Source organism: Paenibacillus sp. FSL L8-0494, assembly GCF_038003695.1.
GTDB lineage: Bacteria > Bacillota > Bacilli > Paenibacillales > Paenibacillaceae > Paenibacillus_AQ > Paenibacillus_AQ odorifer.
On the sequence record NZ_JBBOPQ010000001.1, the window covers coordinates 5,743,882 to 5,762,084 of the forward strand.

15 protein-coding genes are annotated in these 18,203 nt (G+C 48.6%); 3 read left to right on the plus strand and 12 right to left on the minus strand.

What is annotated here, in order from left to right; translation table 11 throughout:
* Positions 1–939: 939 nt before the first annotated feature.
* The 5 genes from NYE35_RS25965 to NYE35_RS25985 all read right to left on the minus strand — a co-directional run bounded on the left by NYE35_RS25965 (position 940) and on the right by NYE35_RS25985 (position 2,989).
* Positions 940–1,470: a GNAT family N-acetyltransferase gene (locus tag NYE35_RS25965; RefSeq protein WP_076142554.1), complete on the minus strand. Its 531-nt coding sequence runs from the start codon at positions 1,468–1,470 to the stop codon at positions 940–942.
* A gap of 142 nt (positions 1,471–1,612) precedes the next feature.
* Positions 1,613–2,029: a hypothetical protein gene (locus tag NYE35_RS25970; protein WP_076103710.1), complete on the minus strand. Its 417-nt coding sequence runs from the start codon at positions 2,027–2,029 to the stop codon at positions 1,613–1,615.
* A gap of 4 nt (positions 2,030–2,033) precedes the next feature.
* Positions 2,034–2,336, minus strand: coding sequence for a hypothetical protein (locus NYE35_RS25975; protein WP_051491084.1), 303 nt, complete (start codon positions 2,334–2,336; stop codon positions 2,034–2,036).
* Positions 2,333–2,677: a hypothetical protein gene (locus NYE35_RS25980; protein ID WP_036679724.1), complete on the minus strand. Its 345-nt coding sequence runs from the start codon at positions 2,675–2,677 to the stop codon at positions 2,333–2,335. The genes NYE35_RS25975 and NYE35_RS25980 overlap by 4 nt, the downstream gene beginning before the upstream one ends.
* Positions 2,678–2,701: 24 nt before the next feature.
* On the minus strand, positions 2,702–2,989 hold the full coding sequence (locus NYE35_RS25985; RefSeq protein ID WP_036679726.1) for a hypothetical protein: 288 nt from the start codon (positions 2,987–2,989) through the stop codon (positions 2,702–2,704).
* Between the two features lie 195 nt (positions 2,990–3,184).
* On the opposite strand from NYE35_RS25985, the gene NYE35_RS25990 reads away from it, so the two are divergent.
* Entirely contained in the window at positions 3,185–3,700 is a 516-nt protein-coding gene (locus NYE35_RS25990) for a GNAT family N-acetyltransferase (protein WP_256715424.1), read from the plus strand.
* A 65-nt stretch (positions 3,701–3,765) separates the two neighbouring features.
* On the opposite strand, the gene NYE35_RS25995 is transcribed toward NYE35_RS25990, so the two are convergent.
* The 5 genes from NYE35_RS25995 to NYE35_RS26015 all read right to left on the minus strand — a co-directional run bounded on the left by NYE35_RS25995 (position 3,766) and on the right by NYE35_RS26015 (position 12,353).
* Complete coding sequence (locus NYE35_RS25995) at positions 3,766–4,497, minus strand: sugar phosphate nucleotidyltransferase (RefSeq protein WP_038573158.1); 732 nt, start codon at positions 4,495–4,497, stop codon at positions 3,766–3,768.
* Between the two features lie 47 nt (positions 4,498–4,544).
* Entirely contained in the window at positions 4,545–5,282 is a 738-nt protein-coding gene (locus NYE35_RS26000) for a glycosyltransferase family 2 protein (RefSeq protein WP_036679731.1), read from the minus strand.
* Positions 5,279–6,199, minus strand: coding sequence for a glycosyltransferase family 2 protein (locus tag NYE35_RS26005; RefSeq protein WP_094903705.1), 921 nt, complete (start codon positions 6,197–6,199; stop codon positions 5,279–5,281). Before NYE35_RS26005 ends, NYE35_RS26000 begins: the two co-directional genes overlap by 4 nt.
* Positions 6,196–7,038, minus strand: coding sequence for a glycosyltransferase family 2 protein (locus NYE35_RS26010; protein ID WP_341122235.1), 843 nt, complete (start codon positions 7,036–7,038; stop codon positions 6,196–6,198). The genes NYE35_RS26005 and NYE35_RS26010 overlap by 4 nt, the downstream gene beginning before the upstream one ends.
* Before the next feature lie 626 nt (positions 7,039–7,664).
* The gene (locus NYE35_RS26015) at positions 7,665–12,353 is read right to left on the minus strand and encodes a WIAG-tail domain (protein WP_341122236.1); all 4,689 of its coding nucleotides are present in this window, start codon (positions 12,351–12,353) and stop codon (positions 7,665–7,667) included.
* Between the two features lie 217 nt (positions 12,354–12,570).
* On the opposite strand from NYE35_RS26015, the gene NYE35_RS26020 reads away from it, so the two are divergent.
* Both NYE35_RS26020 and asd read left to right on the plus strand, forming a co-directional pair.
* Complete coding sequence (locus NYE35_RS26020; protein ID WP_036679737.1) at positions 12,571–13,665, plus strand: YheC/YheD family endospore coat-associated protein; 1,095 nt, start codon at positions 12,571–12,573, stop codon at positions 13,663–13,665.
* A gap of 86 nt (positions 13,666–13,751) precedes the next feature.
* Positions 13,752–14,543 (plus strand): archaetidylserine decarboxylase, encoded by a 792-nt coding sequence (gene asd / locus NYE35_RS26025; RefSeq protein WP_036679739.1) that lies wholly within the window; start codon positions 13,752–13,754, stop codon positions 14,541–14,543.
* 1,101 nt (positions 14,544–15,644) lie between these two features.
* On the opposite strand, the gene gpmA is transcribed toward asd, so the two are convergent.
* Both gpmA and NYE35_RS26035 read right to left on the minus strand, forming a co-directional pair.
* Complete coding sequence (gpmA, locus tag NYE35_RS26030; RefSeq protein WP_036679780.1) at positions 15,645–16,388, minus strand: 2,3-diphosphoglycerate-dependent phosphoglycerate mutase; 744 nt, start codon at positions 16,386–16,388, stop codon at positions 15,645–15,647.
* 778 nt (positions 16,389–17,166) lie between these two features.
* Positions 17,167–17,952, minus strand: coding sequence for a helix-turn-helix domain-containing protein (locus NYE35_RS26035; RefSeq protein WP_036679782.1), 786 nt, complete (start codon positions 17,950–17,952; stop codon positions 17,167–17,169).
* Positions 17,953–18,203: the final 251 nt, after the last annotated feature.

The window sequence follows — 18,203 nt, forward strand, 5'->3', positions numbered from 1 at the left end:
GGTTAGAGCCCGAAAGTGTACGTCTAGCTCTATTCATACTTTTGAACCTATGCCTTCCCTACTGCTACTCAACTGCTACTTCAGCACTGCTACGGCTACTACACTACTCCTACTTCCGCACTTCTGCGTTCCCCTTGTGCCTATTCCACTGCTACGTCTGGAGCTTCTGCTTCTGCTTCTGCTTCTGCTGATCTCGCTACGTCCACACCACAGGCGAGTCATAATCCTCCCAAGTACTTTCGGACCCAGATGACGCTATTTGCACATTTATCGCCTTTTGAGCAAGATTTCGGACTCCAGTGGCGCTATTTCCTCGTTACAGGTCCAAATGCAGTGTGTTTTATACCAATAGCTGCTCTGGAGTCCGATAGCATTCCAAATGTGGTGAAATGCCACGTTTAAGGTCTGCTGGGTCCGTTACTGTCGAGTCACACTCAGCCACTGATGCTTTCGGACCCAGATGACGCTATTTGCACATTTATCGCCTTTTGAGCAAGATTTCGGACTCCAGTGGCGCTATTCCCTCGTTACAGGCCCATATGCAGTGTGTTTTATACCAATAGCTGCTCTGGAGTCCGATAGCATTCCAAATGTGGGGAAATTCCGCATTTAAGGTCTGCTGGGTCCGTTACTGTCGAGTCACAATCAGTCACTGATGCTTTCGGACCCAGATGACGCTATTTGCACATTTATCGCCTTTTGAGCAAGATTTCGGACTCCAGTGGCGCTATTTGAACATTTTCGCTTATTGATCAGGGTTTCGGACTCCAATGACGCTATTTGCACACTTATCGCCTTTTGAGCAGGGTTTCCGTAAGCGCAAATTGCTACCTAATCAAACAAAGTTTTTGTTTAGAAAACGGTGTTATTTCCACAAAAAAAGGATATCTCAGTAGCCATTAGATGGCTCATGAGATATCCTCTGGTTCTCTCGCTATGTTAAGCTTCCGAATTCCCGTGTTTTTCTAGAACCTTCTCGAACACCGGAAAATTAGCGGTACGCCCTGGAAAAGTTACCTCACCCCTGAGGTCATAACCCAGCTTGGGATATAGGGCGAGTGCCCCAGTGTTCTTAGCATATGTGTCCAGACGGATACTTGAATAACCATTCTGGCGAGCATGTTCTTCTGCATAAGTGCTAAGACGGCGTGCAATTCCCTTCCCTTGAACTTCAGGATGCACAGCCAATCTATGCATAATTAAATGAGGCCCTTGCGTTTCTGTCCAGTCAATCTTCCCATACTGCTCGGATTGGTGCTCGTCCAACACTAGAATGCCGGCCACCGCATTGTTCTCCTCACATACCCATAGATTGCCACGTTCAATATCAAGGGAGATGATCTCCCGGTTCGGATAATGCTCGTCCCACTGATCGCTGCCACCTGCTTGCATCACCTGTACGCATTTGGCAATCAACTCCATAATTTCATCAATCTCATCTTTGCGTGCTCTGCGAATCTCAGTATCCATGAATCATCCCTGCCTTCATCTTAACCTCATATTATTTTCACTTTCATTATGAAGTTTATCACATCGGCAGCGCAGCAAACCAGTCCGCACGAAAACCCCAAGACCCGCTCACGGGCGGAGCGGATCTTGTCATCTGTGTCCCCTAGCTGAATTCCAGCTTATGCCCGTCCTCGAAGCCCTTGGCGAAACCGGCGTCGAACCCCACGTTGTATGCTTCGGTGTAGCCCTGTTGAAAGGCGTCTGCCGGGGGCGTTTCCGGCGAAACGCCCAGCTCCGGGGGGAGCGGAATTACCTGTGGAGCAGGCGGAGCCTCACTCACGGGTACCACAAGCACCGGTGGCTGTGAAACCCTTACTTTACGAACAAGCTTACGACGAAGTCTTCTTTTCTTGCGTAGCAATAGGCCTTTTTTCGACTTCCCATAACGAGCAGTTTTCCGGGCAAGAACTCTGCGGGTTTTACGGGCTAGCCCTTTACGAACTTTTGCTCTCCGCGAGAGCAGCAATGTGCGTCTACGGGTTCTGCCTGAACGTAGCGTTCTACGGCTTTTCTTCTTCATGCTTCTACTCCTCCTGTGCTCCATGTTCTCTGGAGGTTCCTACGGCGTATGCCTTACTCAGCCATGGCGCAGCAGGAATTCCCCGTTTAGGACGATGTAGTGAAATCCCGGACATCATCCGGCACATCGCACTCTGATACCCACTTAAAATCCTGATATTGTCGCTCAATTTGCGGGCCGTCAACTCAGATTGCTCCGTCAATTCGGCGATGCTCTCCAAGATGGCCGCCAAAGCAGCCTGACTGCGCGAAATGGAGCGAATCATCTCCAGCTTGACGGCATGTTCAGAGAGACGGTCCCCGCTCATTTGCTGTCTTCTCCAAAACTAAAGCCATCACCTGACATGTCTCCAAAACCTTCCCCGCCACCATCGTCTTCGCCACTGCCCAGCACTGCTTTTAAATTGCTGTAGAGTCCGTTCTCCAGTTTGGTCAGCCCTTCGACCATCTCCACGATGACCTCGTGTATAGAGAGGGACTCCTTCAGTTGCTCACTGTGGGAATCAAAGGCTCTAGCGTGGATATGATGCTGTGCCCACTGCTTTACCTTTTCAGCTTCAACCGCCTTAGCTTCCAGAATCAACGCAACGTTCCACTGGATGGCGGCGGTGGACTCCAGCATTTGCAGATAAGCCTTTTCTCTGCTCATCTTCCGCCTCCCGCTCCTATAGCGTTACTCTTCTTCTTGACCGTTCAATTCCTTAATCACTCTGCCTACCCCATCAGCCATCGCTTCTTCCAGATCTGCAAGTGCATTCAAGTAAGCAATAATATTCTTGTTTACCTGAGTTGAGCTTTCGATCATCCCGCTGATCCCATCAAAATCAGGTTCCGCATCTGGCAGATCGTGGACAATTTGCGACATACGGACAGCCACATGGCGCTCAGCGTCTAGAATCCGCGCCATCTGTTCGTGCGTATGGGCCATGTGCTGCAGGACTTTAGTTATTTTACTCTGCACCTTCATGTCTCCTTTGCTCAAACGCCCTGCTACAGCATATGCGGCAGGAGCCGTTACGGTGCCGGGGATCCTCGACAAGTTAAGGCTCTATAAGTGACTGGATGACATAAAGATTACGTTATTGCTAAGTACATTTAAAAGGATTAAAATGTGAAATGCGCAATCCTGAGTTTACCAATGATTGGTGGGGAATATATGAAGCTTGAAAGCCAGAGGATCGATCTAATACCTTTAACTGCCCCAGAGCTCTCACTAGCAATAGATAACTATTCGGAGCTACAGCAACAATTAGGCTTAGCTGCCATCAGTGCGGCGCTTGATGATGAAATGCAATATGCTATGCAGATCAGGCTAAAAAAGGTGCAGCAGGACCCCGACCATTACCTATGGTTAACGAACTGGGCCATCGTCCATCGGGAAGATCATTGTATTATAGGATTCATTATCCTTAAAGGTTACCCGAATGAGAAAGGCGAGGTTATTATAGGATATGGGATTGATGAGAAATATAGAAGAAAAGGGTATGCAACAGAGGCACTACGCACAATTACTGCATGGATTTTCTCCCATCCCCAAGCTGTCTATGTAATCGCTGACACTGAAAAAGATAATACAGCCTCCCACAAAGTATTGGAGCGTCTAGGCTCTGAGAGATACAAAGAAACTGAGGATTTAATCTGGTGGAGGATTTCCAACCCCCGAGCCCTCTGAGTAACGCGTGATTTCAAAGCCCTTGCGGCTATCTATAGCAAGATTACAACAAAAAAAGCACTGCCTTATGGCAGTGCATCCTTTAACTTTTCCCCCGCCTCGTGCAAAGACTGGAACGTCCCCGCATCACTCCACCAATCTTTAAGCACATCATAACTAAGTCTGCGATCAGCGGCGTATATATTATTTACATCGGTAATCTCCAGCTCCCCCCTTTTGGAAGGTGATACCCGCCGGATGATATCAAATACAGCTTCATCGTACATATAAATACCAGTTACACAATAATTGGTCTTCGGATGCTCCGGCTTTTCTTCGATATAAGCAATCCATGCCGCATCTTGACTATCAAACACAGGTACACCGTATCTGCGCGCGTCCTCCACCGGCTTCAGCAACACCTTTGCTGTGCCCGCTGGCTGACGGAGATAACTCTCCACATAAGGCTTCAGATCATCCATAAAAAGATTATCCCCGAGCAATACAACAAATCGTTCCCCCGGGAAAATGAACCCTTCTGCTAAATCAAGCGCCTCGGCAATGCCTCCGGCAGCTTCCTGAATTTTATAGGTCAGAGATACACCAAATGCAGCACCGCTACCTAAAAAATCCGTGTACAGGCCAGCAGACTGCTTGCTTATGACCAGAAGAATGTCGGTAATTCCTGCCCGGCGAAGCCGGTCTATGCCGTAACAGACCATAGGATATTTGCCGACCGGAAGCAAATGTTTGTTCATAAGCCGGGTCAGCGGTTGAAGTCTAGATCCTGTTCCGCCCGCCAGTATGACTCCTTTCACTTACTTTCCTCCTCTTTATCTACGTCCTTTGCCTTCGGATCTGCACTTCATATGAAATTTATAGGGTCTACATTCCATTTATCTATAAAAATCTTGCGATTTCGTTCCACCAGTTCTTGCAGTCCGGTATTGTAAACTTGCTTGAAACTTGCACTTCCTTCATGGTGCACCAAGCAATCCCCGGCGATAAGCAACCGATATCCCTTTATCCTGGTACGGTAACAATAATCATCATCTTCGTAATGTCCAGGTGAGAATCTCTCATCCAGTAGACCTACGGAAGTAAGCAGCTCTCTTTTGAATAAAAAACATAATCCTACCAGCCGTCTCGTCTCCAACCATTTCTGGGGATTTGGAAGGTTCGCCCTCTCAGCAGCCTGATGAAAATCTATCAGACCTTCATAATCAGTCTTCACCTGTTGACGTCCACTAGCATAGTTTGTGACTGGCCCAACAATACCAACATCAGGAGCACTATATAGAGCTCTCTTCAGATTAGTTAACCATCCTTGAGATACCACTACATCGTTATTCAGCAGCAGTAATTCATCACCTGAAGCTAGCTGTAGCCCCATATTGCATGCAGCTGGAAAGCCGCGATTGTCAGGCAATGAAATAAACGTTATATGATTCGCACGGCAATAAGTGTCTGTTCCGTCCGTTGAAGCATTGTCCACTACGATAATCTCATAAGGCGGCGGAGTGTAGGCAAGAATAGATTCCACACAGGCCCGCAGCAAGGGCAGCGCATTGTAGGTTGGAATAATAATACTCGTCAGCGTCATATGCGATTCCTCCAAGCGGCTACCTGTCTGCGGTACTCGCGCTGAGTCTCACTACTTAGCAGACCGCCAGCTTTTCGCCGCGAAAGAACCTCATGTAGAGCCTCAGCATGATCTCCTATGATCAGTTTTTCCACAGCATTTCCAACCCCTGTATTTGCCTTGCGCAGCCGATTATGTTTAATAACATTTACCGTCCCAGCCTTCTCCACCCGTAACTTTTCTAATACAGAACGAGCTTGGGCTTTAGGTGGAACCATTAATTCACGGTAGCCTATGGTCTCAAGCGCATGCCGCGAAAGCGCATGAGGAACAGCTGTCATAGAGCTAACTCCGAGATCGTACCTATCCAGAGCATAATTCAGAAACAGTTTGCTGCGGGTGACATCATCACATAATCCAAAAGAGGGCATCAATGAGTCTAAATCATTAAGAGCTACATCAATCCCACGATCTACAGCCGCCGTGAATGAAACAAGCTGAGAGGCCGGAATGACCATATCTCCATCCAGAAAAAGCAATATATCCCCGCGACTCAGCTTCGCACCGATAGCCCGACCCACATCATGTCCGACAGACTCTGGGCAGTGTACTACAATGGCTTGACGATGTTGTCTAGAAATAGGAAAAGAGTTATCACTGCAGCCATTAAGTACGACGATAATTTCTGCAGGTTCAAGCCGTGCAACCTGATGCAGCAGACGTGACAAGGTCTGCTCCTCATTACGCGCGGAGATAATGACTGACAAAGTCCCGCGTAACTTCGGTAACTTCAGAGTCTCCTTGCCTGCCTTCGATTGCCGAGACAGAAGCGGGCGAGTAGCAGCGTTGCCTTTTACAGAGCGATTGGCTGACCTGTGACGGATTGGGCGTTTCTTTGCCGTTCGAGCTGCTGTGCCTCGTAAAGTTGCAACCATCATCTCACCATCTCTCTGCGCCGGGCTCCGTCGCCAAAGCCCGCTCTGATCCCCCGATGTTCCAGCAACAGGGATACAGCCTCCATATGATCCGCTGTAATCAACTGCTGCAATGGATCTTTGCCGTCTTCCTTGCGTCTTACCGCATTCAATTTCCCTACAGGCACTTTGTGAGCGGCTACCACATGCAGTCCACTAAGAATTGCCTGGGCATGCGCCAGTGGAGGACGTGATAATGAATCGCTCCCTAAAATATCAAGTGCTCTGCGGCGGATTGCGTGCGGAACTGCCGTCATCGAACATCCCTTCAGATCTGGACGGCCAAGCAGAATATTCAGTGCATGTTTAGACAGCACCACCGGATGGGGGGACAGCTTCCGGACCGGACCGGAATAATCATTAAGCGCTATGTCCACTCCACCACTAACAGCAGTGACGTAAGGACGCAGCCCCGAAGCAGGTATCACCAAATCTCCATCTGTAAACAATAGGATTTCTCCCTTGGCTGCCTCAGCTCCCACACTACGGCCAGCGTCGTGTCCAAGTGGCAACTCATAGGAAATAACACGCGCACCCAGCGATTGTGCAATCCCTGCCGTTTGATCAGTGGATCCATTCACTACCACAATTACCTCGCAGCGCGGATGGACCCCTCTGGCTCCAGATATCACTCCCGCAATGGTCTGAGCTTCATTCATGGCTGGAATAATAACCGAAACATAGGGATTAGGATGGTTAACTATAGGGACTACAGCGACTTGCCGCACTGGGCGTGTAGTCCGCCGCTTCATCCGAGAGACCCGCCGTCCTGTGCGGCGGGCAGAAGTTCGTTTGGGCTTCATGCTCATCCACCTTCCTTACAGAGCCAATTCTTCAGGCTGAGGGTTACATCACAGTTTATGTACTACAACGCACAGGGTAACGGCAATTGTCTCCTGTCGTTCTGAAAACAGGACAAATGTACTCCCCACCAAACTTCAGCTTAGATACATTGCGCATAGCCAGCTGCCGCGGACAAAACCTGCGATGGTAACGAACGCAGTACCGCAGCAGGTTGATTAGGTTAGGGCGGTATCGGACAAAACCGAATCTGCAGCGGATGTTTAGACATTAGCGCTATCGGACACAGTTGCTCCTATTCGCCGCATTATCACACTTTTAGATTATTAACGGACTCCGTAGCAGCTATTGGCATGAAAAGAACTCAATAATGCTCTATTTCTATACAATTGCTTCACTAGAGTCCTAAACCAGCCTCAAAAAACGACAAACCTGCAAATAACGCCATCTGGGTCCGTAAGTAGCAGCGGATGTTTAGACTACCAGGTTATCGGACAGAGCAGCAGCCACAGCGAATGATTAGAACCCGGCGATGCTGACATGTAACGTCCCCCCCAAAAAAACAGAGCAGCGATCTCCAATATGGAAACCCGCTGCTCTGCTATTTTTAAGAGGAACTGCTTAAGGTTCAATCAAATACGCGATCATCTGCTGCCGGCTTAGCTAAGGGAGCGCCTATAGCAATCCAAGAGATAACCCCATAGAAATGCGGAGTCTCGCGCAACCGTACTACTTGAATCACTGCTTCTCCATTGGCTCTGCTCTTTAAGGAAGCGTAGAAGTAAGGCTGATTGGTCATGGCAACAAGCACATAACCCGTATGCCCAAAGCTCTCATCAAACGATACGGTCACCTCTACACTCTCTGCATCCCCATTGAACATAAATGCTGTCATTCCAAACTGCTGTAGTGCTTCTCGCTTCCCAGCTGTTTGAATCGGACTGAAGGACAGATGATCTGTATTTACAGAGTTCGGTGCCAGATGAGTCCCGTTTACTGCACCTGGGGAAATATGATATTCCTGAACACTCTCTTCTTCCAGATGGCGGGCTTGAATCGCAAACGAAGAGATTTTGGATGCTACTACCGCTTCATCCTGAAGCTCTGTTGTCCCTACTGCACCTTCTGTCAGATGAGCGGACTCGATACTGCCTTCCTTCAGCTTAGCTCCGTTGATACTGCCATCCGGGAGCAGTGCTGAGCTGCGTGTTTCATCCGCAAGATGCTCTAATTTGATGATGCCAGGCTGCAAATGCCGATCTGCCACGATCTTGTCAGCAAGATGCTCTCCGTAAACACTCCATGGTTGTAAATGTGAAGAACTCACGGAGCCTTCGGCGAGTTTTTCTTCAGTAATACTGCCATCTGGCAACAAATCCGCACTGCGTACCTCTTCTGCCAAATGCTTCAGGGTGATGCTGTCCGATCGAATATGGCGGCCATCCACCGCATCCCCGGCCAAATGACCTCCAGAGACGCTGCCTTGGGCTAAATGGAAAGACTGAATCGTCGCGACTTCAATCTTCTCGCCTGTAATACTGCCTTCCGGCAACAAATCAGCGCTGCGCACTTCTTCTGCCAAATGATTCAGAGTAATGCTTCCAGCACGGATATGGCGGCTATCTACCGCATTCCCCCCTAAGTGTCCCCCATAAACACTGCCAGGAGCCAAGTGGTAGGCAGTAATAGATCCACCCTCCAACTTTTTACCGGTAATGCTGCCATCCGGCAGTAACTCGGAGCTGCGTACCTCATCCGCTAGATGTGCTAGCTTGATCTCACCTTTTCCAATATGGAGACCTTCTACTGCAGACGGACTCAGATGAGTTCTATCCACACTGCCAGGCACTAGATGAATTGCTTCTACGGAGGCTTCCGCCAGCTTCTCCCCAGTAATGCTTCCGTCCGGCAGCAGCTCGGAGCTGCGTACCTCATCCGCCAGATGCGCTAGCTTGATCTCACCTTTTCCAATATGGCGTCCTTCTATTGCAGACGGACTCAGATGAGTTCCCTCCACGCTTTCAGGTACAAGGTGATTTGAATTTATGGATGCTTCCGCCAGTTTCTCCCCAGTAATGCTACCGTCTGGCAGCAAATTGGAGCTGCGTGTTTCTTCGGCCAAATGAGCCAGCGTGATCTCACCATATCGGATATGACGTCCTTCTATTGTGTCCGGACTCAAATGACTGCCATCTACGCTTCCAGGCACCAGATGATTAGAATTTACGGATTCTTCCGCCAACTTCTCCCGAGTGATGCTACCGTCTGGCAGCAAGTCAGCGCTACGTGTTTCTTCGGCCAGATGAGCTAACGTAATCTCACCTTTTCCAATATGGCGCCCTTCGACAGAACCTGAACTTAGATGAACGCCTTCCACACTGCCAGGTACTAGATGATTTGAATTTACGGAAGCATGTGCCAGCTTTACACCAGAAATACTACCGTCTGGCAGCAATTTGGAGCTGCGTGTTTCTTTTGCCAAATGAGCCAGCGTGATCTCACCGTATCGGATATGACGGCCTTCTACTGTGTCTGGGCCTAAATGGCTGCCATCCACACTGCCAGGCACTAGGTGAATAGAACTTACGGATTCCTCCGCCAGCTTCTCTCTAGTAATACTACCGTCTGGCAGCAGATCAGCGCTTCGGGTTTCATCGGCGAGATGAGCCAGGGTAATCTCACCTTTTCCAATATGACGTCCTTCGACGGAACCTGAACTCAGATGTCCGCCTTCCACACTTCCAAACACTAAATGAATAGAATCCACGGATGCTCCCGCCAGCTTCTTCCCGGTAATACTGCCTTCAGGCAGCAAGTCGGAGGTATATGCATCTGCAGCCAGATGAGCAAGCGTGACCTCACCCGGTAGGATATGTCGACCTTCGACAGAACCCGAATTCAAATGGCTTCCGTTCACACTTCCAGGCAGGAGATGGTTGGAATCTACCGATCCTTCAGCCAGCTTCTCCCCAGTTATGCAGCCGTCTGGCAGCAACTCAGAGCTACGTACCTCTTCCGCCAGATGAGCCAGCGTGATTTCACCAGGTAGGATATGACGACCTTCAATCGTATCGGTACACAAATGGCTGCCGTCTACACTACCAGGTGAAAGATGCTGAGAATCCACGGCACCTTTTACCAGCTTAGAGCTATTAATACTGCCCTCTTGGATTTGAACCGCAGAAATAGAATTCGGAAGGATATGACCATTCCCTATAGACAACGGCCGGATATGCGCCCCACTGACACTGCCGGGATTCAAATGTCTACTTTGAACGGCACTTTCGCTTATGGTTTTCGAACTTACAGCATTTACCGACAAATGCTCAGCATGAACTGCTGACGCTGCCAGTTTACTGGATTCTATGCTGCCGTCTGCAAGCTTAGCCGAAGTGACTGCTAAATCACTGATTTTATCCGTTGAGACACTTTCCGGTGAAAGCTTCAACGAGGTCACTGCATGATCGGCCAGATGATGAGGCTGCACAGCTCCTGCTGCCAGGTGAATTTCTCTCACCGCAGCGGAAGCCAGCTTATCTCCTGAAACTGAGCCCGATTGAATCGCAGCGGAAGTCACACTATTTTCACCAAGATGTCTTCGTTCCACGGCTCCCGTGGCCAAATGATCCTTATTTACCACAGCATCCTGCAATACACGGCCGCTCACACTGGCATCCGCCAGATGCTTTTCCTCCACTGTACAAAAAGCGATATGTTCACCACTGACTACTTCACGCGCAATCGTGCTCCCAATCACTGCACCTGCTGCCAGCTTAGCTGCATTTACACTTCCATCTGCCAACTTGGCAGAAGTAACGCTCTGTGCACGAAGATGCTCCCCGCCCACAGATTCTGAAGCCAGCTGTTCTCCAGTCACAGCACCGGAAGATAAATGTTGAGTCTGAATAGCTTCTTCCTTAAGCTGCTCCGAGCCGACCGCTTCCGCCGCTATATGCGAATGATTCACTGCTTCGCGTTCCAGATGAATAGAAGTTATGGCTTGCATAGCAATTTGCGGTCCGCGAATGGCGGATTTAGCAATATGTCTTGTGGTCACTGCTTCGTCTGCCAGCTTATGTGGGAGAATGCTTTGGTCAGCAATTTTGGACGAGGTTACCGCTTGCTCCACTAACTGTGCAGTTCCTACTGCACCCTCAGCCAGCTTTAAAAAAGAGATGCTGCGGTCAGCCAAATGCCGACTCGATATTTCGCCATCACCGATATGATTACCATTCACACTTTCTGGGCTTAAATGGACGCTTCTCACGACATCTGCACCAAGTTGCTTGGAGCCTATAGCTCCATCAGCTAAATGCCCGCCTTCGATAATACCCGACTGCAGCTGTTCCTTACCGATCAATTTGCTGGCAAGCTGATCAGAACCAATCGCTCCCGGGGCCAGATGTCTGGCGGTTATCAAAGCGTCGCTAAGATGGCGGCCTTCAATAACAGCATCCGCTAGCTTTGAACTGCTGATTTCACCATCAGCAATTTTATCGCCAGATACCGCTGCATCGGCCAGCTTGGAACGGTCAACACTGCCGTTAGCTAGGTGGCGACTTGTGATGCTGCTGCTTCCTATTTTGTCACTAGTAACGGCTCCATCTTCCAGTAAATCCGCAGTAATAATCAAATCGCTTAAATGGCGGCTCTCAATGGCTTTATCTGCAATTTGACCGCCGCCTATAATCCGATCAGCCAGCTTCTCTGGACTAATACTGCCATTTTTCAGCTTCTCTCCACTAATCGAATGATCCAGCAGCTTACCGCCACTAACGCTTCCTTCTGCTAAATGCTCGCCCACAATCGATTCTGGTGCGATTTTTGCAGAAGTGACTGCCTTGTCCGCGATATTGATACTCTGTACAGCGTAATCTTGTAGCCAAGGTGTACCAATAATGCCGAACTTTAGCTTAGAACCGTCAATGGTACGTGGAGCGATTTTGGCTCCGGTCACCGCTGCATCCGAAAGATCATCTGTATAAACGGGCTGAAAACGTTCTTTCTCTGGAGGAGCGAACCATACGGTTTCAGGAAGATTATCCGCCTGTTTCTGAAGCTGCGCTTCCTCTATAAGCTCCGGCTCCAATTGTAGAACTGGAGCAGAAGTTGGCTCCTCTAGAACGACTTCAGCTATTGCTCCCCCACTTACCTGAACTTCCGCGATCTCTGCTTCACTGACTCCGTCACTGTTATTCCCCGAGCTTCTAGAGCTGCTTTTGGTATCCAGCATACTCAATTCCTCTTTATTGGGATTATCTACAAAATAGAGTCGTTTCTGTGGACTGCGCGGCTGCTTTTTTTTGGAACCCCTCACAAGCAGTCTCCTCCTTCCATCTAATGTTTCTCCTAGGCATCATATGCAGCGGTATGGGCTTATGACACCCTTTTGCGATGAGGCCTTCATAAGATTATGTGTAAAAAAAGGCATCTGCCTTCGCGCATTCGTCCACCCTGACACGCGGGTACAAACATACTATGACAAGAGTAGAAAAAGCAGGGATCATGTAACCGATGAAACAGGAGGAACAAACATGGGGCATAAGCTCGTTGGAATATTACTAAATGCCGATATGCACCGGGGCGTTCCCCGGCTAAAAACAGGACAGGAGTCTCTATCCAACTATGAAGAGGCCGCGGCGGCATACGGTTTAGTCCCTTGCTTCCTGAAGCTCGCGGACATCGATACGGACACAGGCTTTAGTGCCGCCTATATAAAGGGAGCCAACGGATATAAAAGCGTAGTTGTTCCTACGCCTGCTGTTATCCATAACCGGGCAATATACAGCAAAAACAGCCCTGGGATGCAGCGTCTGCTGAAGCACTATCCCCTGATTTTCAATACATGTAATCGATACGGCAAAGATGAGATCCATCAGCTGCTTGAAAAAAATACGGAGCTTCGCGAATATTTACCCGTAACAACGAGAGTCTCAGGCCTAAAAGAAATGATGAATCTTTATCCCGATCTCATTCTTAAACCTTGCCGTGGAAGTATAGGGAATGGGGTCATGCGGCTGGTCCGCAAGGGATCTCAGCGTTGGACCTTGAGCTACCTCTCCCCTTCGATGCAGCGCTGGAGAAATATTCCCGTAAATCAGGCGGCGTTGCCACAAGCGCTCCGCGCACGCCTAACCTCCGTGCCTTATCTTGTTCAAGAACGTATTCCCCTTGCTGAGATTGGAGGACGTCCCTTTGATCTACGCGTCACCGTTCAGCGCGGCTGGGGAGGAGATTGGCAGGTCACTGGGCTCTTCGCCAAACTGGCTGCCCCAGGGGGCTTTGTCTCCAATATAGCCCGCGGAGGAGAAGCGTTAAGCTCCTCCCTAGCGCTCGAAAAAGCCTTTTCAAGATCCACAGCGGCCCACATCCGTATGTCTGTCGAAATACTTAGCCTTGCAATCGCACGGTGTCTGGAGCAAGACCTTCCCGGACTGGCCGATATCGGACTGGATATAGGCATTACTAAGGACGGACGACTCTTCTTCATAGAATGTAACGGTCGCGACCAACGCTACGGATTTCATAAAGCCGGCCTTACGGAAATTTGGAAAGACAGCTATCGCAGACCTATGGGATACGCGCGTTTTTTAATAGAAACGAACAGTACGGTATATAACAGTTATTGATTTGTCTCCTATTCTATGTCAATATAATGCAGAGCAGAGACGACCCGTATACAACCGTACTGCTGCATTATGGAAGGGAGATGGGCATGGTAAAACAATTGCTACGGCTGATGACCGAGCTATCCTCACACCGGTGGCTTTCACGGTTAATGGGATCTTTTTCTCATAGTAGAATCAGCCGTTTTCTTATCCCGGCATTTATTAAGACTTATCAAATCCCCTCCGCTCAAGCGGAGAAAAATCCTGGAGAATATCTCACTCTTAATGAGTTTTTCAGCCGCCGGCTGAAGCCGGGCATGCGGCCTATTGCAACCGATGCTGACGCTTTGGTTAGTCCCGTAGACGCAACGATTACTGCTATGGGTGACATTACCGCCGGTACGATTATGAATGTAAAAGGGCAGGATTATAAGATCGAGGATCTCCTTAATCACTCCCCGCATCTGGAGCTGTACAAGAAGGGTTTTTTCTTCGTTCTTTATTTGAGTCCTACCGATTATCACCGGATTCACTCTCCCCTTACCGGACAAAAGGTGGAGAGCGATTATATTCGCGGACGGGCCTATCCTGTCAACGATTTCGGAATGCGACATATGAAGGGTGTCCTGAACCGCAACGAACGTCTCATTACGTATATTGCCGGGAGTTACGGGGAAACCGCGGTAGTAAAGGTAGGCGCAATGAACGTCAGCAGCATCCGTTATACGGATGCTACGGCTGCAGAGTGGCAAATAGGCGATGATCTGGCTTATTTTGAGTTTGGCTCCACCGTAGTGCTGCTCACGGAAAGCGGTACCTTTACCCCGAGACCCAAGCTTGAGGTCAACTCGAAGGTAAAGATGGGCGAACTACTGGGAACGTTGCATCGACCTTTGTAGGGAGAGTTGGGCGAATGTCAAAAATTAGAGGGTGCCTCAAAAGCCATGAAATGGCTGCTGGGGTGCCCTCTAATTTTGGGGACTTAGTGTGGAGCACAGTTGCGGACACGAACCCTCTAGCTATCGTATACCTATCGTCTAACCATCGTGTACCTATCGTTAGCTATCGTATACCTATCGTTAGCTATCGGACCCAGCTGACCTTATACGCGGATTTTTCACACATTTGCGATTCTATCGGACTCCACCGCAGCTATTGGCACCAAAAACGCCTTATTAGAGTCGATTCTTAGGCAATAGCGGCGCTGGAGTCCGAAACTCCGCTCAAATGGTGATAAATGGGCAAATAGCGGCTGCTGAGTCCGTAAGCATTTGCAGAGCGTTGGTCGAGGTTGGTCGAGCGTTAGTTGAGGATGGTCGAGATAGTGGAGGGCTGGTCGAGCGTTAGTGGAAGGTGAACGCTCGGCGCTATCGGACCCAGCTGACCTTATACGCGGATTTTTGACACATTTGCGATTCTATCGGACTCCACCGCAGCTATTGGCACCAAAAACGCCTTATTAGAGTCGATTCTTAGGCAATAGCGGTGCTGGAGTCCGAAACTCCGCTCAAATGGCGATAAATGGGCAAATAGCGGCTGCTGAGTCCGTAAGCATTTGCTAGAGCGTTGGTCGAGGTTGGTCGAAAGTTAGTTAAGGGCTGGCCGAGAGTTAGTTGAGGGATGGTTGAGCATTAGTGGAGGACTAGTCGAGAGTTGGTGGAGGGATGGTCAAGAGTTAGTTGAGGATTTGAGGGCTAGTGGAGCGTTGGTCGAGGATCTACGGAGCGTTGGTCGACGGTTAACATTCAACGCTTTCGCACCCAGCTGACCTTATACGCGCCATTTTCGCACATTTGATTGGTCACAAACACACTAATAGCAAAAAGGACAGCCCCGAGGCTGTCCTTTTATCTTTTCATGTAACCCACCTAATACGCCTGTTACGCTTATTAACCTGCTACGCCCTAATGTGATTATTACGCCGCCTGTTTTGCTTACTATACCTGTACACCCGTTATACTCAATACACCTGCTACGCCTATACGCTTATTACACGCCAATTACACATGTCCCTGCTTAGCAACATCAAGCGCCTTGGCCGCTACCTGTTCCGGATCTCCTAGATAAAAGCGACTGATAGGATTCATGTCCTCATCCAGTTTGTACACGAGCGGTACTCCGGTAGGAATATTGAGCTCCAGCAATGCCGCTTCATCAATATCCTCCATAAATTTAATCAATGCACGCAGCGTATTGCCGTGGGCTGAGATAAGCACCCGTTCTTTTTTACGCAAAAGAGGTACGATCCGGTTTCCCCAGAAATCGCCTACACGATGTACAGTGTCCTCCAGGCTCTCGCCACGCGGGATATCTTCCGGACGAACACCGCTGTAGCGAATATCGTTTCTGGCATACCTAGGATCATCAAGCTCCAGCAACGGGGGTCTCACCGATAAACTCCGCCGCCAGATATGCAGCTGCTCATCTCCATATTTTAGCGCTGTCTCGCTTTTACTTAATCCCTGCAATGCCCCGTAATGGCGTTCATTCAATTTCCAAGACTTTTGCACGGGTATCCACAGCAAATCCATCTCTTCCAGTACATAGTTAAGAGTTTTAATCGAGCGTTTGAGTACCGAAGCAAAAGCCAGATCAAATGTATACCCAGCGTCCTTCAACAGCTTGCCAGCAGTCTTTGCCTCTTGGATACCCTTCTCAGTTAAATCCGGGTCACTCCAGCCTGTGAACAAATTCTGTACATTGTACTGGCTCTCACCATGACGTATTAGTACGATTTCGTACATTTTCTCTCTCTCCTTCCAACTATGGACCTTATATATTCTACCGACGAACAACATTATGCGAAACGTATCGCGGAAAGCTCTCACCTTAGTAATAACCCAATCGTAGAAATAAATATCTACCGCTACCTCATAGTTAGACCAATTAAACATCCTCAAAGGTACGTGAATGAGGCGTACATGGACCGTGAACGGCGTGGATAGTGCGGTACATGAGCTTACGCTTCATTGTAGAATGTGCAACAGAAAATCTTAACTCTCACTTGAAAATACATTACATTGTACTTCGCGCAATAGATTATCGTGATGATCTCTAGAAAGGCTGCTTCTCCTGAATTTGAATGTGAGATGTGCAACAGAATTCAAATCCGACTGCTTTTAGACTCAATCCATTGTACAAAATACAACGTGAGGCACGATGTAATGTCCATCAGTTACTCTAGTCTTCGACTTAAGTTCATTATATATATCAATTTCTAACAACACAAAAAAACCGGATGCCTCATGGCCCCGGCTATTTATATTTTTAGTCATATCATGCGATTGTATGCTTGCTTGTTCCGTTTAGAACCAGCTGTCCACGACAAAAGCGTTCGCCTGCTTTAACCGTTTTAAGCGGTTTCTAAAAATACCTCCGCCTCCACTCTTACAATCCGTGTTGCAGATTCTTCGTCTGATGATCATGCCAAGAGTCTCCTTCCAAGAAGTTATGTAAATTCTCTGTAAACTAAACTGCAAAGTATTTACCCTTGGTTGAACAAACTGAAACAAAAAAAGTGAATCAGCGGATCTCAGATGGACTTTTTCCGGTATATTGCTTGAACTGGCGGCTGAAAAAGAAAATGTCACGATATCCGAGCGCATCTGCGACCTCAGTAACATTCATTCCTGCGTACAGCAGTAAATGCTGCGCACGCTCAATCCGGGCTCGGATGACATAAGACTGCACAGAAGAGCCCGTAAGCTCCTTAAACTTAATTGAAAAGTACCGAGGCGAAAGCCCCGCACGAGCAGCAAGATCCTCTACACGATGTGCAATCCCCGGATGCTGGCTCACATAGTTCGCTATTTCGTGAATGATTTCTGTCAAATGGTTGCTAACATAACGTTCTACTGGCTTCACACGGTCCTCCCTCAGCAGATGAATCATCAGCTGCTTCAGTACAAGCTGCCCTTCTTCCTCAGCGGCGTAAGTATCCACCAGAAATAGTCGAACGTACCTAGCAAGCAGATGTTCAAATTCAACGGTTTCTGTAAGCTCACGATAGGGCAGCGGAATATCCGTCACCTCTTCGGAGACATCAAAATGAATATATGTAAGTACAAGTGGCTTTTGCGGATTATGTGTAGCACTTGTATGGTCACCCGGACGAAAAAGGAAGCAGCTTCCCTTACCTACTTGAAAGGGTTCATCGTTACGCACAACCGTCCCTTCCCCGCTCCATACATAAAATAAATCATAATTTTGCAGCGACTTCTCTCTTTTTTGCCATTTCCAGCCCGGCTCGCATACAATCTTAGCCAGAGCCGGCAAAATAACAAAAGAGGACGGCGATGCATGCAGCATAACGTTCCCTCCTAAAAGTTTTGTTAGCATAAACTACCTTGAACCACTTCGCAAAACTTGCTTCGTAAGCATCCGCTTTGTTTTGTTAGCAAACCTACTTTGAACTTCTTCGCAAAACTCGCTTCGTAAGCATCCGCTTTGTTTTGTTAGCAAAACTTGCCTCGTAAGCATCCGCTTAGTATTGTCAACAAAATCTGCTCTGACTTCGCAGCGTCCATATAGTTTTGTTTAGCTTAATCTACTCCGAGTTT

What these genes read in the sequence shown, in the direction of transcription:
- NYE35_RS26000 (WP_036679731.1), bottom strand. Translation starts at nt 5,282, where the DNA reads ATGACGCTGACGAGTATTATTATTCCAACCTACAATGCGCTGCCCTTG.
- NYE35_RS26020 (WP_036679737.1), top strand. Translation starts at nt 12,571, where the DNA reads ATGGGGCATAAGCTCGTTGGAATATTACTAAATGCCGATATGCACCGG.
- NYE35_RS26035 (WP_036679782.1), bottom strand. Translation starts at nt 17,952, where the DNA reads ATGCTGCATGCATCGCCGTCCTCTTTTGTTATTTTGCCGGCTCTGGCT.
- NYE35_RS26005 (WP_094903705.1), bottom strand. Translation starts at nt 6,199, where the DNA reads ATGATGGTTGCAACTTTACGAGGCACAGCAGCTCGAACGGCAAAGAAA.
- NYE35_RS25980 (WP_036679724.1), bottom strand. Translation starts at nt 2,677, where the DNA reads ATGAGCAGAGAAAAGGCTTATCTGCAAATGCTGGAGTCCACCGCCGCC.
- NYE35_RS25975 (WP_051491084.1), bottom strand. Translation starts at nt 2,336, where the DNA reads ATGAGCGGGGACCGTCTCTCTGAACATGCCGTCAAGCTGGAGATGATT.
- gpmA (WP_036679780.1), bottom strand. Translation starts at nt 16,388, where the DNA reads ATGTACGAAATCGTACTAATACGTCATGGTGAGAGCCAGTACAATGTA.
- NYE35_RS25970 (WP_076103710.1), bottom strand. Translation starts at nt 2,029, where the DNA reads ATGAAGAAGAAAAGCCGTAGAACGCTACGTTCAGGCAGAACCCGTAGA.
- NYE35_RS25965 (WP_076142554.1), bottom strand. Translation starts at nt 1,470, where the DNA reads ATGGATACTGAGATTCGCAGAGCACGCAAAGATGAGATTGATGAAATT.
- NYE35_RS26010 (WP_341122235.1), bottom strand. Translation starts at nt 7,038, where the DNA reads ATGAAGCCCAAACGAACTTCTGCCCGCCGCACAGGACGGCGGGTCTCT.
- NYE35_RS25990 (WP_256715424.1), top strand. Translation starts at nt 3,185, where the DNA reads ATGAAGCTTGAAAGCCAGAGGATCGATCTAATACCTTTAACTGCCCCA.
- asd (WP_036679739.1), top strand. Translation starts at nt 13,752, where the DNA reads ATGGTAAAACAATTGCTACGGCTGATGACCGAGCTATCCTCACACCGG.